General features: G+C 60.7%; 29 protein-coding genes. 27 read left to right on the forward strand and 2 right to left on the reverse strand.

The annotated features are described in order from the left end of the window. The first annotated feature begins 83 nt into the window (after positions 1-83). From PSH91_RS05765 to recX, 25 genes are all read left to right on the forward strand, one after another. Positions 84-2,243 carry a phage tail tape measure protein gene (locus PSH91_RS05765; RefSeq protein ID WP_305467567.1) on the forward strand — a complete coding sequence of 720 codons (2,160 nt, stop codon included), beginning with the start codon at positions 84-86 and terminating at the stop codon, positions 2,241-2,243. After that, the gene (locus PSH91_RS05770; protein WP_305467569.1) at positions 2,243-2,626 is read left to right on the forward strand and encodes a phage tail protein; all 384 of its coding nucleotides are present in this window, start codon (positions 2,243-2,245) and stop codon (positions 2,624-2,626) included. Before PSH91_RS05765 ends, PSH91_RS05770 begins: the two co-directional genes overlap by 1 nt. Further along, positions 2,619-2,831, forward strand: a complete 213-nt coding sequence (locus tag PSH91_RS05775) for a tail protein X (RefSeq protein ID WP_047230001.1) — start codon at positions 2,619-2,621, stop codon at positions 2,829-2,831. The genes PSH91_RS05770 and PSH91_RS05775 overlap by 8 nt, the downstream gene beginning before the upstream one ends. A gap of 9 nt (positions 2,832-2,840) precedes the next feature. Further along, the gene (locus tag PSH91_RS05780) at positions 2,841-3,857 is read left to right on the forward strand and encodes a contractile injection system protein, VgrG/Pvc8 family (RefSeq protein WP_160891676.1); all 1,017 of its coding nucleotides are present in this window, start codon (positions 2,841-2,843) and stop codon (positions 3,855-3,857) included. A gap of 139 nt (positions 3,858-3,996) precedes the next feature. Beyond that, a complete protein-coding gene (locus PSH91_RS05785; protein ID WP_274090927.1) occupies positions 3,997-4,581 on the forward strand; it encodes a hypothetical protein in 585 nt (194 codons plus the stop codon). Further along, positions 4,578-4,760 (forward strand): DUF2635 domain-containing protein, encoded by a 183-nt coding sequence (locus PSH91_RS05790; protein WP_047230004.1) that lies wholly within the window; start codon positions 4,578-4,580, stop codon positions 4,758-4,760. The genes PSH91_RS05785 and PSH91_RS05790 overlap by 4 nt, the downstream gene beginning before the upstream one ends. Then, complete coding sequence (locus PSH91_RS05795) at positions 4,760-6,256, forward strand: phage tail sheath subtilisin-like domain-containing protein (RefSeq protein WP_047230005.1); 1,497 nt, start codon at positions 4,760-4,762, stop codon at positions 6,254-6,256. The genes PSH91_RS05790 and PSH91_RS05795 overlap by 1 nt, the downstream gene beginning before the upstream one ends. A 67-nt stretch (positions 6,257-6,323) precedes the next feature. Next, complete coding sequence (locus PSH91_RS05800; RefSeq protein ID WP_076386141.1) at positions 6,324-6,671, forward strand: phage tail tube protein; 348 nt, start codon at positions 6,324-6,326, stop codon at positions 6,669-6,671. Beyond that, on the forward strand, positions 6,668-6,964 hold the full coding sequence (locus PSH91_RS05805; RefSeq protein WP_047230006.1) for a phage tail assembly protein: 297 nt from the start codon (positions 6,668-6,670) through the stop codon (positions 6,962-6,964). Before PSH91_RS05800 ends, PSH91_RS05805 begins: the two co-directional genes overlap by 4 nt. 130 nt (positions 6,965-7,094) lie before the next feature. After that, on the forward strand, positions 7,095-8,672 hold the full coding sequence (locus PSH91_RS05810) for a phage tail protein (protein ID WP_305467573.1): 1,578 nt from the start codon (positions 7,095-7,097) through the stop codon (positions 8,670-8,672). Further along, positions 8,659-9,897 (forward strand): DNA circularization protein, encoded by a 1,239-nt coding sequence (locus tag PSH91_RS05815; protein WP_305467575.1) that lies wholly within the window; start codon positions 8,659-8,661, stop codon positions 9,895-9,897. Before PSH91_RS05810 ends, PSH91_RS05815 begins: the two co-directional genes overlap by 14 nt. A gap of 3 nt (positions 9,898-9,900) precedes the next feature. After that, complete coding sequence (locus tag PSH91_RS05820) at positions 9,901-10,941, forward strand: phage baseplate assembly protein (protein ID WP_305467576.1); 1,041 nt, start codon at positions 9,901-9,903, stop codon at positions 10,939-10,941. A 251-nt stretch (positions 10,942-11,192) separates the two neighbouring features. Next, on the forward strand, positions 11,193-11,702 hold the full coding sequence (locus tag PSH91_RS05825; RefSeq protein ID WP_047230010.1) for a phage baseplate assembly protein V: 510 nt from the start codon (positions 11,193-11,195) through the stop codon (positions 11,700-11,702). Further along, positions 11,702-12,100 (forward strand): phage GP46 family protein, encoded by a 399-nt coding sequence (locus PSH91_RS05830; protein WP_047230011.1) that lies wholly within the window; start codon positions 11,702-11,704, stop codon positions 12,098-12,100. Before PSH91_RS05825 ends, PSH91_RS05830 begins: the two co-directional genes overlap by 1 nt. Continuing rightward, on the forward strand, positions 12,090-13,130 hold the full coding sequence (locus PSH91_RS05835) for a baseplate J/gp47 family protein (protein WP_047230012.1): 1,041 nt from the start codon (positions 12,090-12,092) through the stop codon (positions 13,128-13,130). Before PSH91_RS05830 ends, PSH91_RS05835 begins: the two co-directional genes overlap by 11 nt. After that, positions 13,118-13,717 carry a YmfQ family protein gene (locus PSH91_RS05840; protein WP_305467579.1) on the forward strand — a complete coding sequence of 200 codons (600 nt, stop codon included), beginning with the start codon at positions 13,118-13,120 and terminating at the stop codon, positions 13,715-13,717. The genes PSH91_RS05835 and PSH91_RS05840 overlap by 13 nt, the downstream gene beginning before the upstream one ends. 11 nt (positions 13,718-13,728) lie before the next feature. After that, complete coding sequence (locus PSH91_RS05845) at positions 13,729-14,823, forward strand: phage tail protein (protein ID WP_305467581.1); 1,095 nt, start codon at positions 13,729-13,731, stop codon at positions 14,821-14,823. An 8-nt stretch (positions 14,824-14,831) separates the two neighbouring features. Continuing rightward, entirely contained in the window at positions 14,832-15,392 is a 561-nt protein-coding gene (locus PSH91_RS05850) for a tail fiber assembly protein (protein WP_047230017.1), read from the forward strand. Positions 15,393-15,512: 120 nt separating this feature from the next. Beyond that, on the forward strand, positions 15,513-16,412 hold the full coding sequence (locus PSH91_RS05855; RefSeq protein WP_047230018.1) for a hypothetical protein: 900 nt from the start codon (positions 15,513-15,515) through the stop codon (positions 16,410-16,412). Further along, positions 16,413-16,862 (forward strand): phage tail assembly chaperone, encoded by a 450-nt coding sequence (locus tag PSH91_RS05860; RefSeq protein ID WP_047230019.1) that lies wholly within the window; start codon positions 16,413-16,415, stop codon positions 16,860-16,862. It begins immediately after the preceding gene. 20 nt (positions 16,863-16,882) lie between these two features. After that, positions 16,883-17,446, forward strand: a complete 564-nt coding sequence (locus tag PSH91_RS05865) for a glycoside hydrolase family 19 protein (RefSeq protein WP_047230020.1) — start codon at positions 16,883-16,885, stop codon at positions 17,444-17,446. Further along, on the forward strand, positions 17,428-17,964 hold the full coding sequence (locus tag PSH91_RS05870; protein WP_047230021.1) for a lysis system i-spanin subunit Rz: 537 nt from the start codon (positions 17,428-17,430) through the stop codon (positions 17,962-17,964). The genes PSH91_RS05865 and PSH91_RS05870 overlap by 19 nt, the downstream gene beginning before the upstream one ends. 69 nt (positions 17,965-18,033) lie before the next feature. Continuing rightward, positions 18,034-18,534, forward strand: a complete 501-nt coding sequence (locus tag PSH91_RS05875) for a CinA family protein (protein WP_047230022.1) — start codon at positions 18,034-18,036, stop codon at positions 18,532-18,534. A gap of 83 nt (positions 18,535-18,617) precedes the next feature. Then, the gene (recA, locus tag PSH91_RS05880) at positions 18,618-19,670 is read left to right on the forward strand and encodes a recombinase RecA (protein WP_047230023.1); all 1,053 of its coding nucleotides are present in this window, start codon (positions 18,618-18,620) and stop codon (positions 19,668-19,670) included. 8 nt (positions 19,671-19,678) lie between these two features. Beyond that, on the forward strand, positions 19,679-20,146 hold the full coding sequence (gene recX, locus PSH91_RS05885) for a recombination regulator RecX (protein ID WP_047230024.1): 468 nt from the start codon (positions 19,679-19,681) through the stop codon (positions 20,144-20,146). 46 nt (positions 20,147-20,192) lie between these two features. Here recX and PSH91_RS05890 read toward each other — a convergent pair whose 3' ends face one another. Next, positions 20,193-21,311: a TIGR00730 family Rossman fold protein gene (locus tag PSH91_RS05890; protein ID WP_274090923.1), complete on the reverse strand. Its 1,119-nt coding sequence runs from the start codon at positions 21,309-21,311 to the stop codon at positions 20,193-20,195. A gap of 450 nt (positions 21,312-21,761) precedes the next feature. Here PSH91_RS05890 and PSH91_RS05895 point away from each other — a divergent pair, with 450 nt between their 5' ends. Beyond that, on the forward strand, positions 21,762-21,956 hold the full coding sequence (locus PSH91_RS05895) for a hypothetical protein (RefSeq protein WP_047230026.1): 195 nt from the start codon (positions 21,762-21,764) through the stop codon (positions 21,954-21,956). Here PSH91_RS05895 and PSH91_RS05900 read toward each other — a convergent pair whose 3' ends face one another. Next, entirely contained in the window at positions 21,957-22,379 is a 423-nt protein-coding gene (locus PSH91_RS05900; protein ID WP_047230027.1) for a PA3611 family quorum-sensing-regulated virulence factor, read from the reverse strand. Between the two features lie 181 nt (positions 22,380-22,560). Between PSH91_RS05900 and PSH91_RS05905 the strand changes: the two genes are divergently transcribed. Continuing rightward, complete coding sequence (locus PSH91_RS05905) at positions 22,561-23,304, forward strand: tRNA-uridine aminocarboxypropyltransferase (protein ID WP_305467587.1); 744 nt, start codon at positions 22,561-22,563, stop codon at positions 23,302-23,304. Positions 23,305-23,383 lie beyond the last annotated feature (79 nt).

Below are 23,383 nucleotides of genomic sequence, written 5' to 3' on the forward strand. Positions count from 1 at the left end.
TTCTGGAGTGGGACGTCGGCAAGGCATTACGTCGTTACGACATCGCGATGACTCGCCTTGGCGTGAAAAAGGAGTAGGGCCGGATGGCGAACGATAAATATTCGCTCAAATACGCAGCCTTCAATGAGAGCGGGCTGGCGTTCGGTAATACCAGCCTCACGAGTGGTGTGGCAGCGCAAGGTGCGTTCGCCGGGAATCAGCTGTCGAGCCTCGATCGGGTGCTGGAAAAACTCGGGCTCAAACTCGGGTTGTTGACCACGGCGATTGAGTCGCTGACCGTGAAACTGTCGGCGCAACGATTGTTCTCCCAAACGATGGGCGCCGGCGCCAAGGGTGAGTCGGCCAGTGAGCCCAAGGGTAAGTCGGGTGGCGGTATCGAACCACCGGTGCTGCTCAAACCGGCGATAGCGATGGATTCGGCCATGGCCGATCTGAAAAAGGCCAGCCAATTCGGACCGCGCCAGATTCAACAGGTGGCTGAGTCAACCCCGCAGATCGCCACCGCACCGCTGGTGGCGGGCGGGGGCACCACGGCGGTTGAAGTGGTGAGGATGCAAAGCCTGGCGGCCAGGAAAGGCATCGGTAGCGATGTGCACGATGCCTCGGAGCGACAGTTGGTCCTGTCGAACTTCGCCTCGGATGCTGGCGTCACCGCGGCGGCGTTCGAGATGCCGGCCATGAAGGCCGCCGAAATGCTGGCCGACTGGCGCATCTCCATGAAGCTCAGCGGCGCGCAAGCCTTTGACCTGGCGGATGCCGCTAACCAATTGGGCAAATTACCCAACGGTGCGAAAGCGGCTGAGATCGGTGCGGTCTTGCAGCGTGAAGGTGCCGCTGCGACGACGGCGGGCCTGGCCCCTGCACAAGCCGCCGCGTTGACGGCGGCATTGCTCAATACCGGTACCCAACAAGCTGAAGCCGGGGTGGCGCTGGATAGTTTCACGACGGCCCTGGGCAAGGGTGACCAGGCCTCCGCCACCGAGCAAACGGCCTGGAAACAGCTGGGTCTGGCGCCCACGGCGGTGGCGAGCGGCTTGCGTGACAAGGACACGGCGTCTGGCACGGTGATGACGGTGCTGGCGGCCTTGAACGCGCAACCGGCCGACAAGCGCTCGGCCCTTGCCGGCACGCTCTTCGGCAATGGCGATGAGGCGGTGCTGCGCATGGCGCAGAAACTGCCTGATGTGAACGCAGCCTTCTTGCAGGTGAAAGACCCAGGCCAATATGCCACGTCGCAATTGGGCAACGACGGCTCGGTGCGGCAGGACGCGTTGGCGCTGTCGAAAACCCAACAAGGCCAGCTGAACATCCTCAACGCCCGTAGCGAGCGTTTGTCGGTGGCTACGGGAAATGCCCTGATGCCTTCGGCGGATACCTCGTCCCAGTGGCTGGGTTCGCTGGCCGATGGCATGAGTGAATTGGCTGAATCCTCACCTAAAGCCACCGCTGCAATTGTGCTTGTTGCCGCAGCGATCAAACCGCTGGTGGGTGTGCTGCTCAAGGCCGTAGTGGATGAAATGTCCAGTCAGGTGGCCAAGCGAGTGCTGGGTAGGGCCGCCCCGCACCTTCCCGGCCGATTGGGTGAGGTGATCTCCGAAGATCTCAGAAATCCTCGTGTGGGCAAGCTGGATACAAGCAATGCCAACCAGCGTCCCGAATCCACGAGAAGGCCACGAGGCTCACAGGGAGGCGCAGGGCGTTTTTCACTCGCGCCAACGGCCTCATTGCGCTCGATGACTCGCAAGGCGCCCGGCCCGTTGAAAGTCGTCGGCGCCGTCGCTGATGTAGCCGAGGGAGTGCTCACCGGCGACAAACGGATGATGGGCGCAGGCCTGGGAGCCGCAGGTGGCGGCTGGGCAGGCGCTGCCGCAGGTTCCGCGGCCGGTGCCGCTTTGGGCAGCGTCGTTCCGGTGATCGGCACTGCCATTGGTGGGCTGATCGGCGGACTGCTGGGCGGTTGGTTGGGGAGCGATGCCGGGGCGTCTCTGGGCGAAAAACTCGTCGCACCCACCGACAGACTCGCCGCTCCAGAGCAGGTCAGCAAAGACCTGACCAGCACCCCGACAAGCACTCATCAGAACACCATGACCGCAAACATCTACATCAACGGCCAGGACCAGGCCAGTGCCAGTCAGTTGGCCAACCTGGTTGTGCAACAGCTCTCGGGCCAGTTCGGCCTGACAACCATGCCCAACTCACTCGCCATGCGCAGTGATGCGGCGCTGACTGACGGAGGTACGTGATGCGTCAGCAAATGGCACTGGGCAGTTTCATTTTAGGTCTGTCCAGAAACTTCGCCTACCACTCCTTGGTCCGCACCTCGGATGGCGGTTGGAAAAGCATCGACATCCTCACCAGCAAACCCAAATCCAGTCAGGTCGGTCAAGGGCTGCAAGCGCTGACGATCACCGGCAAGTCGATGTACGCCACTGCCATGGACCGACTCGATGAGCTGCGTGCATTACAGGCCCGACGCGCTCCGGTGCCGTTGGTTGACGGCATCGGCCGCAACTGGGGCCTATGGCAGATCAACAAGGTGTCGGAAACCCAGACCGAGATCATTGATGACGGCACCGCGATGGTGGTCGGCTGGGTGATTGAATTGACGGAGTTCGCCAATGCGTAGGGTTCGAAGTATCGCCGGTGATTCGGTGAATCTGTTGCTGTACCGCGAGCTTGAGCGTTGTGACGATGCCGCCGAAGAGGCGCTCTGGCGACTCAATCCGAAGCTGGCCGAGTGGGGGCCGGTATTGCCGGCGGGTGTATGGATTGTCCTGCCGGAAGTGGATCTACAGCCCGTCGCACCCACACCGGTTTCGGCCTGGGATTAAGGAGGCAATATGTCACTGGGTTTCACGCCAGCGGTGGAAATCTACGGTGCGAACGCGGCGCTGCTCAACGAACGCTTGCTCAGTTGGACGCACATCGACGCGGCGGGGATTGAGTCCGATCAACTGACGCTCACCATCAGCCTGGAAGGGCTTGAAGGATTGCCCAGCCTGGGCGGGAAAATCGGCCTGCGGGTCGGTTATCTGGAGTCGGGGCTGGTGGATAAAGGTGAGTTCGTCGTGACCCGGCGCACGCCGACGCTGTTTCCCCTGCGCCTGACGCTTGTCGCGACGGCGGCGCCGTTCAGTGCGGCCGATCAGACCGGTTTCAAGCAACGGCGATCCGTCAGTCATGGTCCGACGACCCTGGGCGTGCTGTTTCGTCAGTTGACCTCCAGACACGGGTTTTCCCCGCGTGTGGCGCCGGACCTGGCGCTGATAAAAATCGAGCACATCGATCAGTCCAACGAAACCGACATGGGTTTTCTGACGCGACTGGCTCACCGTTATGACGCCGTCGCCAAGCCGGTCAACGAGCTGTATGTGCTGGCGCGCCGGGGGCAGGCGAAGTCTTTGTCGGGCAAAGTCCTGCCCGAGACAAAACTGTCGGTGACGACGAATAACCGCCCAGGCGACAACGCCTTTATCTCCGCCGTTCTGGATGATACCGCCCGGGCGAAATACCAGGGCTGCAAGGCCAGTTGGTGGGATGCGGCGGCAGGGAAAATGCGCGTCGAGGAGAGCGGCATCGCGCCGTTCAAGACCCTTCGCCAGCGCTTTCAAAGCGCCAACGATGCTCGCGCCGCCGGTGAAGGCGAGGTACGCCGGATGATGCGCGAAGCACTCAAGGTGGCGATCGAATGCCCCGGCAATCCAGGCTTGTGCGCCGAAGGCATCGTGCTGCTGGACGCCTCCTGGCCGGACTTCATGCGCGGTCGCTGGTCGATCGACAAAGTCACCGCCAGCGGCGACCGGGAAAAAAGCTATCGCAGCAGGATTGATGCGACCTGCCTGGATGCCAGGGCCTAAACACCACTCCCCTGTGGGAGCGAGCCTGCTCGCGATGAGGCCGTCATAGCCAGCATTGATGTTGCCTGACACACCGCCATCGCGAGCAGGCTCGTTCCCACAGTTCTGACTGCGCCTTCCATATAACTGGAGCACCTCCATGAAGATCACTCCGATCCTCACGCAACTGCGTGAGCAATGTCCTGCGCTCGGCAATCGCGTGGCAGCAGGGTTTGACCTCGCCACGTTGCAAGCTGACACACCGCTGCAAAACCCCTGCGCCTATGTCCTGCCAAGCGCCGACATTGCCAGCAAGAACGCCGCCCAGAACGCCACGCTGCAAGCGGTGCGTGACCGTTTCGACACCGTACTGGTGCTCGACGCCACCGATGCGACAAAAGCGCTGGATCTGCTGCACGACCTGCGCGCCGAACTGTGGCGGGCGCTGGTGGGGTTCAAGCCCGGTGGTGACTACACCGGCATCGAGTATGACGGCAGTGAACTGGTTTCCATCAACAGCAGCCGTGTGTTGTACCGGCTGCACTTTTTCGCCGAGTTCCAGCTGGGCCGCAATCTGGCGAGCCAGCCTGCCGAAAGCTGGCACGAGCGTGAACTGGACGGCTTGTCGTCCTTTACCGGGGCCACCGTGCGGGTCGATGCCATCGACCCGGCGGACCCCAACCTGAAACGTCCCGGCCCTGATGGGCGCGTGGAACTGACCTTCTCTGGAGACGTAACCCCATGAGCAAACGCATCACCGTGCTGCCGGCCCCGGGCCGTGCCGTACCGGACCCGGAAGCGGGCGATCTGTTGCCCCTCGAGGGCCGTGAAGTACCGGACAGCGCCTGGTGGCGTCGACGTCTGGCCGATGGCGATATCACTACCAAAACCGTGAAAGCGGCAAAACCACAGGGAGCCAAATAATGGCGATCGGATTCAGCAACATTCCCGCGGACATTCGTGTTCCGCTGTTCTACGCCGAAATGGACAACTCGGCGGCCAATAGCGCGTCGTCGGCCATGCGCCGGTTGATCGTGGCTCAGGTCAACGACAACGTGGCCCCGGCCGAGGTCGGTAAACTGGTGCTGGTGTCCAGCGTTGCGCTGGCCAAAAACATCGGCGGTCAAGGTTCGATGCTTGCCTCGATGTACGAAACCTGGCGCAAGACCGACCCGCTGGGCGAGATCTGGTGCCTGCCGCTGCACAACGTCGAAGGTGCCATTGCCCAGGGCGTGCTGACCCTGACCGGCGCCGCCACTCAAAGCGGCATGCTCAATCTGTATGTGGGCGGCGTGCGTGTTCAGGCGGCCATCGTCAATGGAGCGACGGCCGCTCAAGCCGCCACTGCGCTGGCCTTGAAGATCAACGCGGCGGCCGATCTGCCGGTGATTGCTGCGGCTGCCGAGGGTGTTGTGACCCTGAGCGCCAAATGGACCGGCGACAGCGGTAACGATATCAGCCTGCAATTCAATCGCCTGGGCAAGAGCAATGGCGAAGACACCCCGGCCGGCCTGACCACCGCCATCACGGCAATGACCGGTGGGGCCGGTGTACCGGACCAGACCGCCGCCGTCGCGGCGCTGGGTGACGAGCCGTTCGAATTCATCGCGATGCCGTGGTCCGATGTGGCAAGCCTCAACACCTGGCAAGCGGTCATGGACGACAGCACTGGTCGCTGGTCCTGGGCCAAGCAGTTGTTCGGCCATGTCTACAGCGCCAAGCGCGGCACCATCGGCACCCTGGTGGCGGCCGGTCAGGCGCGCAACGACCAGCACATGACTATCCAGGCCCTGGAATTGGGTGTGCCGCAACCGTTCTGGGTCCAGGCCGCTGCATTGGCCGCCCGTACTGCGGTGTTCATTTCCGCCGACGCCAGCCGTCCGACCCAGAGCGGCAGTCTGCCAGGCCTGGATCCGGCGCCGGCCAGCGAACGTTTCACCCTGACCGAGCGTCAGTCGCTGCTCAACTACGGTATCGCCACGGCGTACTACGAAGGTGGCTACGTGCGCATCCAGCGTTCGATCACCACCTATCAGAAGAACGCTTTTGGCCAGGCTGACAATTCCTACCTGGACAGCGAAACCATGCACCAGTCGGCGTTCATCGTGCGTCGCCTGCAAAGTGTGATCACCAGCAAATATGGGCGCCACAAACTGGCTGCCGACGGCACCCGTTTCGGCGCCGGCCAGCCCATCGTGACGCCGAGCACCATTCGCGGCGAGTTGATCGCCCAGTACGCCAAGCTGGAGCTGGAAGGCCACGTGGAAAACGCCGAGCTGTTCGCCGAGCACCTGGTTGTCGAGCGTGACAGTCAGGACCCGAGCCGGGTCAATGTGCTATTCCCGCCGGACTACATCAATGGTTTGCGGGTGTTCGCACTGCTCAACCAGTTCCGTCTGCAATACGACGACGCCGCCTGAAAGTCGCGTTTGAACGTATGAACTGCGCCCACCTCGTGTGGGCTTTTTATTTGAAGGGAGAAACACCATGGGTCAACTGATTGCGGGCACCTGCTACGTCAAAGTGGACGGCGCTCAACTGACCATCAACGGCGGCTGCGAAGCGCCACTGATGTTCACCAAACGCGAAACCGTCGTACCGGGTTTCTATAAGGAAACCGACATTGCCCCGTCCTTCAAGGTGACGGCGCTGCATACCGCGGACTTCCCGCTCAAGCAACTGGTCGCCGGCACCGACATGACCGTCACCTGCGAATTCAACAACGGCAAGGTTTACGTACTGGCCGGCGCCTACCTGGTGGAAGAGCCGGTGTCCAAGGGCGACGACGCCACCATCGAACTGAAATTCGAAGGCATCAAGGGGGCCTGGCAATGAGCGATGTCGTGACGCTGCGCGTGGCCATCGAGGCCCACGGCGAGCCGCTAAGCGAACTGACCCTGCGCCGTCCGACGGTGCAGGAGGTCCGGGCGATCAAGGCGCTGCCGTACAAGATCGACAAGAGCGAGGAGGTGAGCCTGGACATGGACGTCGCGGCCAAATACATCGCGGTCTGCGCCGGCATCCCGCCGTCGTCGGTCAACCAGTTGGACCTGGCTGACCTCAACGCATTGAGCTGGGCCGTCGCGAGTTTTTTCATGAGTGCGGCGTCGCAGCCATCGGCGACCTGATCGCAGCCGCCTATGACCTGGCCTGGTTCTGGAAGGTTGACCCCGAACAGATGATGGCCAGGCCACTGGATGTGCTCCGCGAGTCCCTGGAGCACGCGCAACGGATCAATGCGATGCAGCAGGTGCAGTGATGGCAGAGACACAAAAGGTAGAGAAAAAAGCAGTGCTGCTGACCGGCATCGATGAGCTGTCGCCCAAGCTTGCCAGCCTTCGAGCGAAGGTCGTCAGCTTCAAACAGAACCTCGATGCCACGGGCCTTGGCAGCCTGGATATTTCCGCTCTGCTCCCCGAGGGCGGCCTGGCCAAACCGTTCATGGAGGGGCTCACGTCAGCAGAGGCTTTCAAAGGTGAAGTGGGCGCGGCGAACGCGGCGGCCAGCAGCTTGAAGGCACCTGAAGCGCCGCGTGTGGCGGCACAAAGCCTGGATGGATTGAAGACTTCCATCAGCAATGTGTCGGTACAGTTCGGTTCGGCCCTGGGGCCGGCGGTCAACGCGGCGGCAGCCAGCTTGCAGCCGATGGTCACGGGTGTGGCCCAGGTGCTGCAGGATAACCCGCAATTGGTGCAGGGCCTGGCGACTGGCGTCGTGGCGTTCAATGCGATTCAAACGGCGGTCAGTGGTGCGAGCCAGGCGCTGGAAGTGGTCAACCTGGCCTTGAAGATGAACCCCATCGGCTTGATTGCCATGGGCATCGCCTTGGCGGCCGGAATGATCATCGCCTACTGGACTCCGATCTCGGCGTTCTTCGCCGGGCTTTGGCAGAAGCTAGCGCCGATCGTCATGCCGATGGTCGAGTTCTTCAAGACGATGTTCGCCTTCACCCCGATGGGGTTGGTGATCAGCAACTGGGGCCCGATCAGCAGTTTTTTTGGCGCGCTCTGGAATGTGATCGTGGCGGCCGCAACGCCGGTCATCGGTTTCATGCAGACGCTGTTCGCCTGGTCACCGTTGGGTTTGATCATCAGCAACTGGGCGCCCCTGACCGGGTTGTTCGCAGCGATCTGGGATCTGCTCAAGGCGTTGACTGTGCCGGTAATGGACGCGCTGAAAGGTCTGTTCGACTGGACGCCACTGGGGCTGATCATGGCCAACTGGGGCACGATCGGGGAAGTCTTCGCCGGTATCTGGGAAGGCATTCGCAATCAGGTGTCGATCATGCTGGCGGTGTTCAGCGGTTTGTTCGACTGGTCGCCCATTGAGGGCCTGACCCGACAGTGGGGGCCGGTGGGTGAATGGTTCAGCCAGTGGTGGGACGAACTGCAGGGCGTGATTGCACCGATCAAGGCGTTCTTCAACGGCGGCTTCGGTGAAATCATCACCTCGTTCACCGGCAAGGTCGAAGGGTTGACCGAGGCGCAGCGCCAGACCAATGCCGAAGGCAAGGGCGAGCTGGCGCCGGCGTTTTTTGGTGGGGCCAGTGAGCCGCCGCCTGCGGGCCTGTCATCCAGCCTTGCGCCGGCGTCCGGCAACCTGCCGATGAAAACCTCATTGACGCCAGGCGCATTGCCGCAAACCTCCAGCGCCCTGGTGCAACAAAGCGCCGCCAACAATCGCACGCAGCTCGAAGGCGGCCTGACCGTGCGCTTCGAAAATGCGCCGGCCGGTTTGCGCGCCGATCCACCACAGACCAATCAACCGGCCCTGGCGGTGAGTTCGCGCATCGGCTATCGCTCACTTTCCACAGGAGGTTCCAATGAGCTGGCGTGATCGTTTGTTGCCGGCGTCGTTTCGTGGTGTCGGGTTCTGGGTCGATCAGGCGAAAACCCCGGTCGGCCACAAGGGCCAGTTGCATGAATATCCCCAGCGTGACCAGCCGTTCTTCGAAGGTCTCGGTCAGCAAGCGAAGATTCATGAGCTGACCGCGTTCATCGTCGGCCCCGATTGCCTGGAGCAGCGCGACAAGTTGCTCAAGGCCCTGGAGCAGGGCAGCGGCGAACTGGTGCATCCGTGGTTGGGGCGCCTGCAGGTCAAGGTCGGTGAATGCGACATGACCCACACCCGCCAGGACGGTGGCCTGGTGACCTTCGCCCTGAAGTTCTACCCCGACCAGCCGCTGCAATTCCCGTCGGCCGCGATCAACAGCCAGAAACTGTTGCTGGTGTCGGCTGACAGTTTCCTGGGTGCGGCGGTGCGGCGCTTCGAAGACGCGATGACGCTGATCAAAGCCGCGCGGATCGGCATCGCTGACCTGCGCAACAGCCTCAAGGATGTCTACGGCGTCATCGAGCAGGAACTCAAACCGTTGATCGAGACTTATCGGCAACTCAGCGATCTGGTCAAGGCGGTGAAGGAGCTGCCCAAGGAAGTGGCGGCCGAGTTCAAAGGGTTGCTGGGGGACATCCGGGAATTGAAGGACTTTGCCCGTGACGGCTATCGCGGCGTGATTGCCAGCGTGTCGCAACAGGTCGAGGCGATTCGCAAGGCGGACGCCCCCAAACTCACCACTGGCAAGGACACCACGGCGGCGGCCCAGGCCGTAGCCGATCTGGTCCAGGACACGCTGCTGGTGCAGGCCGCGCAATGGATTGCGGCGATGCCGGTGGCCGCACCGGCGGTCAAGTTGGGCGCCACCCCATCGGTGGCGCAGCAGGCGGTGCAGCCGGTCCAGCGTCGTGACGTGCCGGTGGCCGACGATGTGCTGGCCCTGCGCGATGCCCTCAACGAGGCCATCTGGCAAGCCTCGCTCAAGGCCGATCCGGATCTCTACCAGGCAATGAACAATTTGCGTCAGCAGATGGCCGCGCACCTGACGGCGGTAGCGTCGTCGGGCGTAAGGCTGATCAACCTGTCGTTCAAGCAAAGCCTGCCGGCGTTGGTGGTGGCGTATCAGCAATTTGCCGATGCTACCCGGGTCACCGAAGTGACCCAGCGCAATGGCGTGGCTCACCCTGGTTTCCTGCCGCCCAACGACCTGAAAGTCTCGGGGGAATAAACCATGAACGAGCTCGACAACGCTGTCTCGCTCACCGTCGGCGGGCTGGATTACGGCGGCTGGAAAAGCGTGGAAATCAGTGCGGACCTGGAGCGGCAGTTCCGCACCTTCAAACTCGACATCACCTGGCAATGGCCGGGGCAGACTCAGTCGGTGCCGATTCGACCTGGGGATGAATGTCAGGTGCGCATCGGTGCCGACCTGGTGCTCAGCGGCTACGTGTTCAAAGCCCCGGTCAGTTATGACGGGCGCCAGATCAGCCTGAGCATCGAGGGTGGTTCCAGGACCCAGGACTTGGTGGACTGCGCGGCGATCAATCGCCCGAGCCAATGGCGCGGGCAAACGGTGCTGAGCATCGTCCAGGCCCTGGCCTCGCAATATGGCGTGGGAGTGATCAGTGAGATCCCTGAAACCGCTCGGTTGAGCGAACACAGCATCGTGCCGGGGGAAACGGTCTTTCAATCCATCGACCGTCTGCTGACGTTGTTCCGGGTGTTTTCCACTGACGATGCCGAAGGCCGCGTGTTGCTGGCCAAACCCGGGAGTGGCGGGCGAGCCAGTGATGTGCTGGAACTGGGGAAAAACATTCTCTCGGGCAATGCACCGATGGATTACAGCCAGGTGTTCTCCGAATACCGGGTCATCGGCCAGCACAAAGGCAGTGATCAGCAGAGCGGGGCGGCGGTGAGCGAAGTTTCCGGCATCGCGACCGACCTGGGCTTCAAGCGCAAGCGGGTCACGGTGATCAGCGAAAGCGCGCAATTGACCTTCGAGCTGGCCCAGCAACGGGCCGATTGGGAAAGCGCTATCCGCACTGGCAAGGCCCTGACCACGACCTACCGCGTGCAGGGCTGGCGTCAGGCCAATGGTGATTTGTGGCGACATAACACTCTGGTGCGAGTGATCGACCCGGTGCAGGGGTTTGACGGCGACATGCTGATCTCCAAAGTGACGTATTCACTGTCCGCCCAAGGCTCCGTCACCACCCTGCAGGTCGCGCCGCCCCATACGTTCGACGCGAACCCGGTGCCGCCCAAAACCTGAGCCCAACGCAAAACTCCTTGTGGGAGCGGGCTTGCTCGCGAAAGCGGTGGGTCAGCTTGCCTCAATGTTGAATGAGCCCACGCCATCGCGAGCAGGCTCGCTCCCACAAGGGATCTCCAGTGGATACAAGTTTTGTGTTCGGCACAGATCCCCTGTGGGAGCGAGCCTGCTCACGATGGCGTCGGTACAGCCAACAGAAGTTATGGCCAATAAACACCGCTTTCAAACTTCCGATTCCGAAGGAAACCTCAATGAGCCTACTGACCCGCCTCCTGGCGCGCGGCACTGTCGTGCTCGCCAATTCGGCCACCAAGTTGCAATCGCTGCAAATGCGCCTCACCGCCGGTGAAGTGAACGACGACATGGAGCACTTCGAACCCTACGGCTTCACCAGCAACCCGTTGGCGGGTGCCGAGGGCATCGCCACGTTCCTGGGCGGTGACCGTTCCCATGCCGTGGTGCTGGTGGTCGCCGACCGTCGTTTCCGCCTCAAGGCCCTGGCCCCTGGCGAAGTGGCGATCTACACCGATGAAGGCGACAAGATCCACTTCAAGCGCGGTCGGGTCATCGACATCGACACCGCGACCTTGAACATCCGCGCCAGCAGCGCGGTGAATATCGACAGCCCGGTCATCAACCACACCGGCAAGTTCGTTTCCCAGGGCGACCAGATCGCCGGCGGCATCAGCCAGATCAAGCATGTGCACGTCGGCGTGCAGGCCGGTAACGGCCAGACCGGCGTGCCGGCGGGAGGCCAATGATGTTCATCAGCCAGAACCTGCACGCCGCGCTGACCCGCTCGGTGCTGATCAGCCTGTTCACCTGGCGCCGCGCCGCTGACGACGATGCCGTGGATGACGAGCAACGTTTCGGCTGGTGGGGCGACACTTTTCCCACCGTCGCCGACGACCGCATCGGTTCGCGGCTGTGGCTGTTGCGCCGGGTCAAGCTGACCCGGCAGACCCAGCTCGACGCCGAATTCTATGCCCGCGAAGCCTTGCAATGGCTGATCGACGACGGCCATTGCAGCGCCATCGACATCATCAGCGAACGCCTCGACGCCCAGCGCCTGAATCTGCGCACGGTTTTGACCCTGGCCGACGGCGAGCGCCTGGACATCAACCCCGATAACAGTTGGCAGGTGACCTATGCCGTTTGAAACCCCTTCGCTGCCGGTGCTGATCAAGCGCGCCCAAAGCGACCTGGCCAGCGATTCGCTGCGCCAGTCCGATGCCCAAGTGTTGGCCCGCACCCTGGGTGGCGCCGCCTATGGCCTGTATGGCTACCTGGATTGGATCGCTGAGCAGATCCTCCCGGACAAGGCCGACGAATCCACCCTGGAGCGCATCGCCGCCCTGCGCCTGAACCAGGCGCGCAAAGCGGCCCAGGTGGCCAGCGGCAGTGTCAGTTTCACCGCCACCGCGGGTGCGGTGCTGGATGTCGACACGCTGCTGCAATCCAGCGATGGGCGCACCTACAAAGTGACCAGCGCCCGCACCACCAGCAATGGCCTGAACAGCACCACTGTCGCCGCGTTGGACGCCGGTAGCCTGGGGAATGCCGATGCCGGCCTGGTGTTGACGCCGGTGCAGCCGATCCTTGGGATCGGCAACAGCTTCACCGTGCTCGCGCCCGGGCTGACCGGCGGTCTCGCCCGGGAAAGCCTCGAATCCCTGCGGGCCAGGGTGATCCGTTCCTACCGCATCATTCCCCACGGCGGTTCCGCGCAGGACTATGAAACCTGGGCCCTGGAATGCCCTGGCATCACCCGCGCCTGGTGTCGCGGCAGCTACCTTGGGCCCGGCACCGTTGGCGTGTTCGTCATGCGTGACGACGATCCACTGCCGATTCCCAACGCCGAACAACTGGAAGAAGTCCGGGCCTATATCGAGCCGCTGCGCCCGGTCACCGCCGAGGTGCATGTGCTGGCGCCAACCCAGGTGCCGGTGACCTACCGGCTGCGCATTACCCCGGACACCAGCGCCGTGCGCGCCGCCATCGAAGCGCAACTGCGCGACCTGCATAACCGCGAAGCTGGCCTCGGCGAAACCCTGTTGCTGACCCACATCGCCGAAGCCATCAGCAGCGCCACCGGCGAAACCGACCACAAACTCACCGCACCCATCGCTGACGTGGTCGCTGCCAGCAATCAGTTGCTGACCTTCGGAGGCTGCGTATGGCTGGAATAAGAACCGCCGAGCAGTACCAGGCCCAACTGCGCAGCCTGCTGCCCAGCGGCCCGGCGTGGGACCCGGAGCGTGTGCCGGAACTGGAAGAGGTGCTCGAAGGCATCGCCCAGGAATTGGCGCGTCTCGACGCCCGCGCCGCCGACCTGCTCCACGAAATGGACCCGGCGGGGGTGAGTGAGCTGGTGCCGGATTGGGAGCGGGTGATGAACCTGCCCGACCCGTGCCTCGGCGCTACACCTCTGTATGACGATCGCCGGTTGGCGGTGCGTCGGCGGTTGTTGGCGGTGGGCAGTCAGGCCATCGCTTATTACGTGGAAATCGCCAAGAGCCAGGGCTATCCCAACGCCACCATCACCGAACTCAAGGCCCCTCGCATGGGCCGCGCCCGCTTCGGCGAAGCGCACTTCGGCACCTGGCAGGCGCAATTCATGTGGACCCTCAACACCGGCGGCCGCCTGCTGCTCGGCCGACGTTTTGGCGCCAGCTATTGGGGGGAGCGTTTCGGCGTCAATCCGGGATCGGCGCTCGAGTGCCTGATTCATCGTAGTGCGCCGGCGCATACGCGGGTGCATATCAATTATGACTAAGGAGTAGAGAGATGGACTATCCAAAAAGCGTTCCCAGCGTCGGGCTGGTGAACGGTCGGTTTGTGGATGAAAATCCCGTTGAAGGCACGCCGGGATCTTTGATTCCCGCCGTGTGGGGTAACAGCGTTACACAGGAGATTTTGGGCGTGATCTCCGCCGCTGGCATCACACCGTCTGAAGCGGACACCGGCCAGTTGATCAAGGCGTTGCAGGCTATTCTCGGGCGTAGCAGCCCGATGCGTTCGGTGGTGACGCGGTTAACGGCTTCTAAAGCGCTGACAGCCGACGAGCTGGGGCTGGTGCTGATTGATGCTAGTGCTGGTGTTTCTACTGTTAGTTTGCCTTCGGCGAATGCAGGGTTGGGTGTGCGGGACGTCATCGTTCGACGTCTTGATAACAGCGGTAATCGCCTTGTGGTTCAGACTGCCGGTACCGATCGAATAAGATTTCATACTCATCTTTCGGTCGCTGGCTATCCATTTCTGGTGTTGATGGGCGGCGGTGACTGGTGGCATTTGCGCAGTGACGGTGCTGGGAGCTGGTGGCCCGTAGGGAGGTTTGATAACACTCCCTTGGGTCGCCCCTTTTTTGAGACGACCATCCAACTGAGCCCGGGAGGCTACGGTGCGCTAAATGGCACGATCATGAAGCGTGCTGAATGGCCTTGGCTCTGGGATCACGCCCAGCAGTCCGGAATGCTTGGCATCGAAGCCACTAGGGAAGGCAATGAAGGCAGATGGACCACTGGTGATGGAGCGCTAACCTTTCGCGGCCCTGAAGGGCGAGGGGAGTTCTTAAGAGTTTTGGACGAAGGGCGTTCGGTAGACGTTGGGCGGACAATGGGTACCTTTCAACCTGGCACTGTTCATTCCCATGCATTAGGAGCCCAAGGCGCGGGTGCGGTTGGATCAAGATGGTCCGATAGCCTTACCGGATTCGGTGCTAATACCCGTGAGGAAATTAAAATCATAGGAGATTTAGTAAACGGTGGCCCCATTTTTCCCACCGGGACCACTTACCAGATGGATCCGGCCAATACATTGCTCTATTCCTTTAAATCTCGTCCGCGCAACATAGCCTATCCAGCGCGTATAAAACTTATTTGAGGTGCTTTGTGTTTTATTATCTATTTGACAGAGCGGGTGTCTTGTCAGGCCCCGTAGAGTTTTCCGTGACGCCAGGTATTGGTGTTCAACTTCCCAGTAATGCCATTGAGCTTTCCTTTGAACTACCCTCATCTGAGAACGGGCGTACGTGGGCGCTGGTGAATAACGTTCCTAGAGAGGTAGTTGACTGTCGCGGGGTGGTGTATCGCAAGGACGATGGAGGGCAACAGATTTGGAGTGAGCTTGGAGAGTTGCCGGAAGCTTTTACAGCTGAACCATGGCCTGGCGATTACTATATCTGGACTAATAATGCCTGGCAGTTCGATGGCGAATCTCAGTTGAACGATACCAAGGTTCAAGTTCTGGCCAAGCGCGATACATTTCTTCGTGAGGCGGTTTTGCGTATAGCACCGCTTCAATACGCCGAAGACATCGGCGATGCCAACGACCAGGAACAACTGGCCCTGATGGAGTGGAAGCTCTACTGCGTCGAGTTGAACCGTATCCAGCACCAAACCGGTTTTCCAACCGACATCAACTGGCCGGTCGTGCCTGAGTCTGCGGCTTAAAGCGGCACGGACCAAACCGCTTAAACCTTCTCAATTTTTTTCGGGCTCTGTTGGGCGAATCAACAGGCGCAGTTTTCTATTGCCTGTTTTTTGGCTGTTTGAATATCAAGGGAGGACAACGTGGACTATCCAAGAAGTGTGCCCAGTGCGGGTTTAGTGAATGGCAGGTTTGTGGATGAGGATCCCTTGACGGGGACGCCGGGGTCTTTGATCCCCGCCAGTTGGGGCAATGGCGTCACGCAGGAGATGCTCAATGTCATTCAAGCCGCCGGGCTGACACCCTCGGAACAACTGAGCAATCAACTTTTGACGGCGTTGCGTGGCAACGGGTTATTTACCACCGCCGCGCAGTTTGACAGTGACGGGTCAGTAGCCACCACGGAGTTCGTGAGACGTAGCGGGCTGCAGTATTCCGGCTTTGCTGCGTACGCAACCAATACCGCGTTGACACTGGCGCACATCGGCGGAGCCGTCAGTTTTGCCAGTGCTACGCCGATCAGCGTCACGCTGCCTGGCACTACCGGGATCATGCATGGGGCGACGCTGACACTTATTAACGTTGGTGTCGGCGTGGTCACCATATCGACGGCCTCGGCTGCCGATACGATAGGTTCGTCAAGTGCCGCCTTGGGGCCAATCGATCTGGGGCGGGGTGAAACGGCGGAGTTCGTCAAACTCGACAACCAATGGCGGCTGATCGGCGGCACCATTGTGCTGAAGTACACCTCGTTGTTTTCAGGTCATCTCGGTAATCCGGGTTATCAAAAATACGCCAGTGGGATTATCGACCAATGGGGAGCCGGCACGACCGATGCTAACGGCGATGTGTTCGTCACTTTTCCTATTTCATTTCCAACCGCTTTTGCTTCTGTTGTAGCCAACCATGTCGGCGGTGATGGTGCGGTGGTTATTCTCGTTGGAGGAAGCGGTACTAAACAGGGCTGTCGTTTCCGGGTTCGCAATATGGATGGACAGGCGATGGCCGGGTGGGGTGTATATTATTTTGCGAAGGGGTATTGAGTGAACGAATTCACTGTGTTGTTCAGTCCAAGTACCTGCGGCGCTTATGTCCCGGGTATCAATACTTCGGATATCCCAGAAGATGTCATCGAAGTCCCCAGGGCCTATTGGCTGTCGTTGCTTCAGCAGCTGGCTATGTCGCCCAAGAAAATTGCAGTCAATCCTGACAATGGTTATCCCGTCCTCGTAGATCCACCTCCTCTGACGTCAGGCCAAGCTGCTGAAAACGAGTATGCGTGGCGCAATGCCCAGCTATCGGCAACGGACCGTCTCGTCGCGCGGGATCGCGATGAAATGGACGACGGTAGCGGCACCACACTGGACCAGACGCAATACACACAACTGCAGACGTACCGACGGGCCCTCAGGGAATGGCCACAGCATGAGCTTTTCCCTACTGCTGAATATCGTCCGGTCGCGCCACCCTGGCTGGCCGAGCAACTTCAATAACGCCTTCGATGAACTGATCTATGGAAGTTACCCAACAGCAACTCATCAACATCATGCCCAACGCCCGCGCCCAAGCGGGCGTTTTTGTTTCCGCGCTAAACACCGCGATGTCGCGCCATCGTGTCGACACACCCAAACGCATGGCCGCGTTTCTGGCCCAGGTTGGCCATGAATCAGGGCAATTGCGCTACGTGCGCGAACTTGGCAGTGATCAATATCTCAGCAGGTACGACACGGGATCGTTGGCCGTTCGCTTGGGCAATACGCCCCAGGCCGACGGTGACGGTCAGCAATATCGTGGTCGCGGCCTGATTCAGATTACCGGGCGTGACAATTATCGGCGTTGCAGCCTGGGTTTGTTCGGCGATGAACGACTGTTGGCGTTGCCGCAACTGCTGGAGCAACCGCAATGGGCGGCTGAGTCTGCCGCCTGGTTCTGGAATCAGAACGGTTTGAACGAACTGGCCGACCGTGATCAGTTCAACACCATCACCCGCCGTATCAACGGCGGTTTGAATGGCTTGCAGGATCGTCTGCAACTCTGGGCGCGGGCGAGGGCGGTGTTATGTCAGCCTTCGACCTGATGCCATTTTCTTCCCGCACCCTTGGCGTCGCTGTGTTGCTGGCGTTGGTGGCCGGCGGCCCGGCGGTGTTGGCCTGGCAAGTCCAGGCGTGGCGTTATGACCGGAAACTGGCGCAAGCGGCCCAGGTCCAGGCGCAGACGCTGAATCAAATCACCCAGGCAGCAGCGATTCAACAGAAGGCCGAGCAAGACAAGCGCCTAGCCCTGGAACAACAACTCTCCGCCAGCGAACAATCCCATTACCGAGCCTTGAGCGATGCCCAACGTGATCAGGATCGCTTGCGCGATCGTCTTGCTACTGCCGATGTCCGGCTGTCAGTCCTCCTCGACGCCGACGATGTTGCCGCCGGTTGTGCAGTGCCTGCCACCGCCAGCGCCGGCGGCGTGGATCATGGCCCCCCACGCGCCCGACTTGACCCGGCGCATGCTCAACGAATTATCGCCATCACCGACGAAGGGGATCGCGGATTGATCGCTCTGCAGGCCTGTCAGGCGTACGTCAGGGCATTGGGGCGCTGATCCGGCGAGCCTTGCAAGCCTGGAATGCTCGTGTACGGTAGGGCCCTTGCATCGAATCAGGAGAGCATCATGGACGACATTACCGAATTGGCCGCTGAACTGGGCCGACGCCTGCAGCGGGTCAATGCCCATGTGAGCACGGCCGAATCCTGTACCGGAGGCGGGATTGCCGAGGCGATCACCCGCATTCCCGGGAGTTCGGCGTGGTTCGAGGCGGGTTATGTCACCTATTCCAACCGCCAGAAGACTCAGCAGCTGGGTGTGCCGGCCGAGCTGTTCGCAACGGTGGGGGCGGTCAGTCGCGAGGTGGTCGAGGCAATGGTGCGGGGCGCGCAGCAAAAAAGCCTGGCGCGTTTTGCCGTGGCGGTCAGCGGCGTGGCCGGCCCCGATGGTGGTACGCCGAACAAACCAGTGGGCACTGTATGGCTGGCCTGGGGCGTTGGCGAGACGGTCATCAGTGAGCAGCGATTCTTCCCGGGTAACCGCGACGAGGTCCGCCGACAAACGGTGAAGGCCGCGCTAGAGGGGCTGTTGCAACATGCCGCTGTAGAAATCTCAAATCAGGGGTAGGCGATCTGTAATCGCTGTGGAATAATACTGGCTACTTATACAGGTGTTGGCCGTCAGGCCTTATTGATTACGTGAGGACTTTAATGGACGACAACAAGAAGAAAGCCTTGGCTGCGGCCTTGGGTCAGATCGAACGTCAATTCGGCAAGGGTGCCGTAATGCGTATGGGCGATCAGGACCGTCAGGCTATTCCTTCCATCTCCACCGGCTCCCTGGGCCTGGACATTGCGCTTGGCATCGGCGGCCTGCCAAAAGGCCGTATCGTTGAAATCTATGGTCCTGAATCTTCCGGTAAAACCACGCTGACCCTGTCCGTGATCGCCCAGGCTCAAAAAGCCGGTGCGACCTGCGCCTTCGTCGATGCCGAACACGCCCTGGACCCGGAATATGCCGGCAAGCTGGGCGTCAACGTCGATGACCTGCTGGTTTCCCAGCCGGACACCGGTGAACAGGCCCTGGAAATCACCGACATGCTGGTGCGTTCCAACGCCGTTGACGTGATCATCGTCGACTCCGTGGCTGCACTGGTACCAAAAGCGGAAATCGAAGGTGAAATGGGCGACATGCACGTGGGCCTCCAGGCTCGTCTGATGTCCCAGGCCCTGCGCAAGATCACCGGTAACATCAAGAACGCCAACTGCCTGGTGATCTTCATCAACCAGATCCGCATGAAGATCGGCGTGATGTTCGGCAGCCCGGAAACCACCACCGGTGGTAACGCGCTGAAGTTCTACGCTTCGGTTCGTCTGGATATCCGCCGCACCGGCGCCGTGAAAGAAGGCGATGAGGTTGTCGGCAGTGAAACTCGCGTCAAGGTTGTGAAGAACAAGGTCGCTTCGCCGTTCCGTCAGGCGGAGTTCCAGATTCTTTACGGCAAGGGTATCTACCTTAATGGCGAGATGATCGACCTGGGTGTGTTGCACGGTTTCGTCGAAAAATCCGGCGCCTGGTATGCCTACAACGGCACCAAGATCGGTCAGGGCAAGGCCAACTCGGCCAAGTTCCTGGCGGATAACCCGGAAATTGCAGCAACCCTCGAGAAGCAACTGCGTGACAAGCTTCTGAGCCCAGTTGCGGACGTCAAGTCGGTGGCTAACCGCGAGACTGCAGACGACCTGGCTGACGCTGACATCTGATCGATTCGATGACCGTCGTACTCGATAACCTCGTCGCGGTGCGGCGAACCGCGATGGACCTGCTCGCCAGGCGCGAGCACGGTCGAGTCGAGCTGACGCGTAAGCTGCGTCAGCGCGGCGCTCCAGATGAGTTGATCGACACGGCCCTCGACCGTTTGACGGAAGAGGGCTTGTTGTCGGAGTCTCGTTACCTTGAGAGCTTTGTCTCTTATCGCGCTCGCTCTGGATACGGCCCCTTGCGAATTCGTGAGGAACTCGGTCAGCGTGGCTTGCAGCGCCCGGATATCGAACTGGCCTTGCGCGAAAGCGGTATCGATTGGCAGGCGCAACTGACGGACACCTGGCGCCGCAAGTTCTCAGGGCATCTGCCCATCGATGCTAGGGAGCGAGCCAAGCAAGGACGTTTCCTGGCATATCGAGGATATTCCATGGAAATGATCAACCGTTTATTCAGCGGTCGCGGCATGGACGACTAAACAACAACGGCCCGCTATTTTGATAGCGGGCCGTTTTTTTATGGACTCAGGTCACCTTGATCGGCTCCCAGGTGAGGGGTTGGACCTTGGTGGTGGGCTGGGCCCAGTTTTCCGACAGGTTGATGTAATCCACCAGTTCCCTCAAACGACCGTGATCGCGGGCATTGAAGGTAAAGGCCAGTCGGGTCAGATGGCTGAAACGGGCCTCGTCGTGTTCCTCGCCGGCGTAGGCGTGTTGATGAAAACAATCGTTGAGGCACAGGTCGGCAAACTCCGCCTGCAAATGCCCAAGGGCCTGCTCGTTCAGCTTGTGATTCATACGGATTACGAATTGATGTTTGAGCCAGCGGCTGGAGTGGAAGTTGCTGTAAAACTGATTGATCTCCTCTACTGCCTCTTGAGCGCTGTACACCAGGCGCATCAACTTCATATCGGTGGGCAGGATGTAGCGGTTTTCTTCCAGTTGCTCACGGATGAAGTGCAGGGCGCCTTGCCAGAACTTGCCCCCCGGCACGTCCAGCAGCACCACCGGCACCAGCGGGCTTTTACCGGTTTGCACCAACGTCAGGACTTCCAACGCTTCATCGAGGGTGCCGAAACCGCCCGGGCAGAGCACCAGCGCGTCGGCCTCTTTGACGAAGAACAGCTTACGGGTGAAGAAGAAGTGGAACGGCAGCAGATTCTGCGTGCCGTCAACGGTCGGATTCGCATGCTGTTCGAAAGGCAAGGTGATGTTGAAACCCAGGCTGTGGTCCCGGCCAGCGCCTTCATGGGCGGCCGCCATGATGCCACCGCCGGCGCCAGTGATGACCATCATGTCCGAGCGTGCCAACTCCGCCCCCAGTTCCCGGGCCAGGCCGTACAGCGGATGTTCGATGGGCGTTCGGGCCGAACCGAAGACCGTGACCTTGCGTCGGCCCTTGAATTGTTCGAGTGTGCGAAAAGCGTGCTCCAGTTCTCGCAAGGCCTGCAGCGTGATCTTGGCATTCCAGCGGTTGTGATCTTCCTGGGCCATGCGCAGGACGGTCAGGATCATGTCTCGGTAGATGGGGAGGTTCGGGCTGTTGGGGGAGACCAGGTTGAGTTGCTCTTCGACCTTGCGGGTGAGGTCGTGTCCATGGTTCTCAAAATGACGACTCAGCAAGTCATTCGGTTTGTAAGGCATTCAGCTTCTCCTTCTTGGCAAAACCCCAGCCCGAACGAGAGATTCGTCAGGGCCACGACACTCCGTGTGTCGTTGTCAGCCCAGGACCGTGCCTGGACGTTCGACCTGGTTCGACGCGGCGTGCGACAGGCGACCAAGCCATCCTGCGGGTTCTGCGTTTCCCTTGTATGAAAGAACTGTCACGCGCAAAGGTGTCGGTAGGGCAGCCTCGTTCTGCCTGAAGCAAAGAGATACTTTTGAATCTAGTCCCTCGCGCGGATCTTCGCTGTCTTGATCATGGCGCTCAAAAAACATCGTTGGCAACCGCTCAAATGTCATGCCGCTCGTCAGATTGCCAACTAGGTGCGCGCCGCTCTGATTAACTGATTAGCAAGCATTCAATGCTATGGCGCGTCCAGGACTGGACGCTGCGCGATGGATTGAAGTGGATCGGGCATGGAGGCGGGACTGATGATCAGAGTGACGTTGGAGCTCGACAAGCAGTTGTACCTGACGCTGTTGGAAGCGGCTCATGCTAATCGGGTAAGCCTCGAGGAGGAGTGCTGTCGCCGGTTGGAAGGTCGAGCATGGCGCTCGCGCTACCTGCAGGCGCTGGTGGCGGAACTGCGCGCCGACGATGAGCAGCGGCGCGCCAGTTCGGGTTGATTATTTTTTGGTCTTGGCCGGTTTCGGGCAGTCGGATTCCTGGAAGCGCTCAGTCGCAATGGGGCGATTGGTCTTAACTTCGGTGAACTCGTAGCGCATGGTCGCGCCCTGGGCCATCAATTTGCGCAAGCCTGGGTTGGTACACACGGTGGCACCCAGCTGGAAATAGACGGCCTTGGGGTCGGCCCGCATTTTCTGGGCATGGCTGCTTTGCACGCTCAGATGATTGATCAGCTCAGTGCCTTCTACGGTGTAGCCCTGGTCGAGAATGTCCTCGTTGATTGCCCGGGGCGTGCCGGCGCTGCTTTGCGCGGCTACATTGCGCAGCATCTTGTTCAGTTCGAGTTCTTTCAGCGAAGCGGCCTGTGCGGTGACGGACGTCGCCAGTAGCACGGCAACGGTGGGGACGATAAGGCGCAGCATGAAACTCTCCTGGTTCAGTGACTGGTGGTTCGACCGGTCACATGGCTGTGCGTTCAGTGGTGGCGAATTATAGGGTAGGCCGGGTGGACGGTACAGGTTTGCGCGCTCTGGTAGACTGCCGGCCTTTATCCTGCCGAGTCTTGTTCGTGTCGATTTTCCCTGCCTGTCGGCGTCGCCTGCGATGAACCATGCCCCTAACGCCGTAGCCCGTCTGCGCGACCTGCGCATCGATGAAGGTATCAAGCCGATTCAGGCCCGTGGCTGGCGCGCGCCCCGTTGCAGCGCCTGCCGGGTGATCGAGAGCCATTGCCTGTGCGCCTGGCGTCCGAGCGTCGAGGCTCGTTCGGGTGTCTGCCTGATCATGACCAACAAGGAAGTGTTCAAGCCGAGCAACACGGGTTGGCTGATTGCTGACGTAGTGCGCGACAATCACGCGTTCATCTGGTCACGCACCGACGTCGACGAACAACTGCTGGCGCTGCTCAACGACCCGCAATGGCAGCCATATCTGGTGTTTCCCGGTGAGTATGTCGAACCATCGCGGGTCACACATACCGTCAACCTCGATCAGGGCAAGCGTCCGTTGTTCATTCTGCTGGATGCGACCTGGACCGAGGCGCGCAAGATTTTCCGTAAAAGCCCGTATTTCGACCGTTTGCCGATTCTGAGCCTGTTGCCCGACAGGCTGTCGCGCTACCGCTTGCGCCGCTCGACTCGCAGCGAGCATCTGTGCACCGCCGAAGTGGCGGCGTTGTGTCTGGAACTGGCTGGGGACAGTGACGCTGCCTCGGCCCTGGATGCCTATTTCGATGTGTTCAGCCAGCATTACCTGGGTGCCAAACGACAGCAGGAGGTGGATGTGTCCACTGCGGCCCACGCTGAGTTGCAGCCCTTTATTCGTACGGCGCAGCCAGTGTTGGCTTAATAGTGGCCCATACTGAACACGGTAGCGGCCGTGCTGCTTGACCACCCCGGTTTCGCTGGGCATGCTTGGCGCCGATTAG

Origin of the sequence: Pseudomonas sp. FP1154 (genome assembly GCF_030687245.1) — a bacterium.
Taxonomy (GTDB): Bacteria; Pseudomonadota; Gammaproteobacteria; order Pseudomonadales; family Pseudomonadaceae; genus Aquipseudomonas; species Aquipseudomonas rhizophila.

Bases quoted from the DNA above. Each gene is read 5' to 3' on its own strand.
- PSH91_RS05785 (WP_274090927.1), top strand. From the start codon at position 3,997: ATGAAGATCACTCCGATCCTCACGCAACTGCGTGAGCAATGTCCTGCG.
- PSH91_RS05765 (WP_305467567.1), top strand. From the start codon at position 84: ATGGCGAACGATAAATATTCGCTCAAATACGCAGCCTTCAATGAGAGC.
- PSH91_RS05895 (WP_047230026.1), top strand. From the start codon at position 21,762: ATGATCAGAGTGACGTTGGAGCTCGACAAGCAGTTGTACCTGACGCTG.
- recX (WP_047230024.1), top strand. From the start codon at position 19,679: ATGACCGTCGTACTCGATAACCTCGTCGCGGTGCGGCGAACCGCGATG.
- PSH91_RS05800 (WP_076386141.1), top strand. From the start codon at position 6,324: ATGGGTCAACTGATTGCGGGCACCTGCTACGTCAAAGTGGACGGCGCT.
- PSH91_RS05810 (WP_305467573.1), top strand. From the start codon at position 7,095: ATGGCAGAGACACAAAAGGTAGAGAAAAAAGCAGTGCTGCTGACCGGC.
- PSH91_RS05875 (WP_047230022.1), top strand. From the start codon at position 18,034: ATGGACGACATTACCGAATTGGCCGCTGAACTGGGCCGACGCCTGCAG.
- PSH91_RS05815 (WP_305467575.1), top strand. From the start codon at position 8,659: ATGAGCTGGCGTGATCGTTTGTTGCCGGCGTCGTTTCGTGGTGTCGGG.
- PSH91_RS05870 (WP_047230021.1), top strand. From the start codon at position 17,428: ATGTCAGCCTTCGACCTGATGCCATTTTCTTCCCGCACCCTTGGCGTC.
- PSH91_RS05905 (WP_305467587.1), top strand. From the start codon at position 22,561: ATGAACCATGCCCCTAACGCCGTAGCCCGTCTGCGCGACCTGCGCATC.
- PSH91_RS05845 (WP_305467581.1), top strand. From the start codon at position 13,729: ATGGACTATCCAAAAAGCGTTCCCAGCGTCGGGCTGGTGAACGGTCGG.
- PSH91_RS05840 (WP_305467579.1), top strand. From the start codon at position 13,118: ATGGCTGGAATAAGAACCGCCGAGCAGTACCAGGCCCAACTGCGCAGC.
- PSH91_RS05865 (WP_047230020.1), top strand. From the start codon at position 16,883: ATGGAAGTTACCCAACAGCAACTCATCAACATCATGCCCAACGCCCGC.
- PSH91_RS05820 (WP_305467576.1), top strand. From the start codon at position 9,901: ATGAACGAGCTCGACAACGCTGTCTCGCTCACCGTCGGCGGGCTGGAT.
- recA (WP_047230023.1), top strand. From the start codon at position 18,618: ATGGACGACAACAAGAAGAAAGCCTTGGCTGCGGCCTTGGGTCAGATC.
- PSH91_RS05775 (WP_047230001.1), top strand. From the start codon at position 2,619: ATGCGTAGGGTTCGAAGTATCGCCGGTGATTCGGTGAATCTGTTGCTG.
- PSH91_RS05805 (WP_047230006.1), top strand. From the start codon at position 6,668: ATGAGCGATGTCGTGACGCTGCGCGTGGCCATCGAGGCCCACGGCGAG.
- PSH91_RS05795 (WP_047230005.1), top strand. From the start codon at position 4,760: ATGGCGATCGGATTCAGCAACATTCCCGCGGACATTCGTGTTCCGCTG.
- PSH91_RS05835 (WP_047230012.1), top strand. From the start codon at position 12,090: ATGCCGTTTGAAACCCCTTCGCTGCCGGTGCTGATCAAGCGCGCCCAA.
- PSH91_RS05790 (WP_047230004.1), top strand. From the start codon at position 4,578: ATGAGCAAACGCATCACCGTGCTGCCGGCCCCGGGCCGTGCCGTACCG.
- PSH91_RS05770 (WP_305467569.1), top strand. From the start codon at position 2,243: ATGCGTCAGCAAATGGCACTGGGCAGTTTCATTTTAGGTCTGTCCAGA.
- PSH91_RS05825 (WP_047230010.1), top strand. From the start codon at position 11,193: ATGAGCCTACTGACCCGCCTCCTGGCGCGCGGCACTGTCGTGCTCGCC.
- PSH91_RS05780 (WP_160891676.1), top strand. From the start codon at position 2,841: ATGTCACTGGGTTTCACGCCAGCGGTGGAAATCTACGGTGCGAACGCG.
- PSH91_RS05830 (WP_047230011.1), top strand. From the start codon at position 11,702: ATGTTCATCAGCCAGAACCTGCACGCCGCGCTGACCCGCTCGGTGCTG.
- PSH91_RS05890 (WP_274090923.1), bottom strand. From the start codon at position 21,311: ATGCCTTACAAACCGAATGACTTGCTGAGTCGTCATTTTGAGAACCAT.
- PSH91_RS05900 (WP_047230027.1), bottom strand. From the start codon at position 22,379: ATGCTGCGCCTTATCGTCCCCACCGTTGCCGTGCTACTGGCGACGTCC.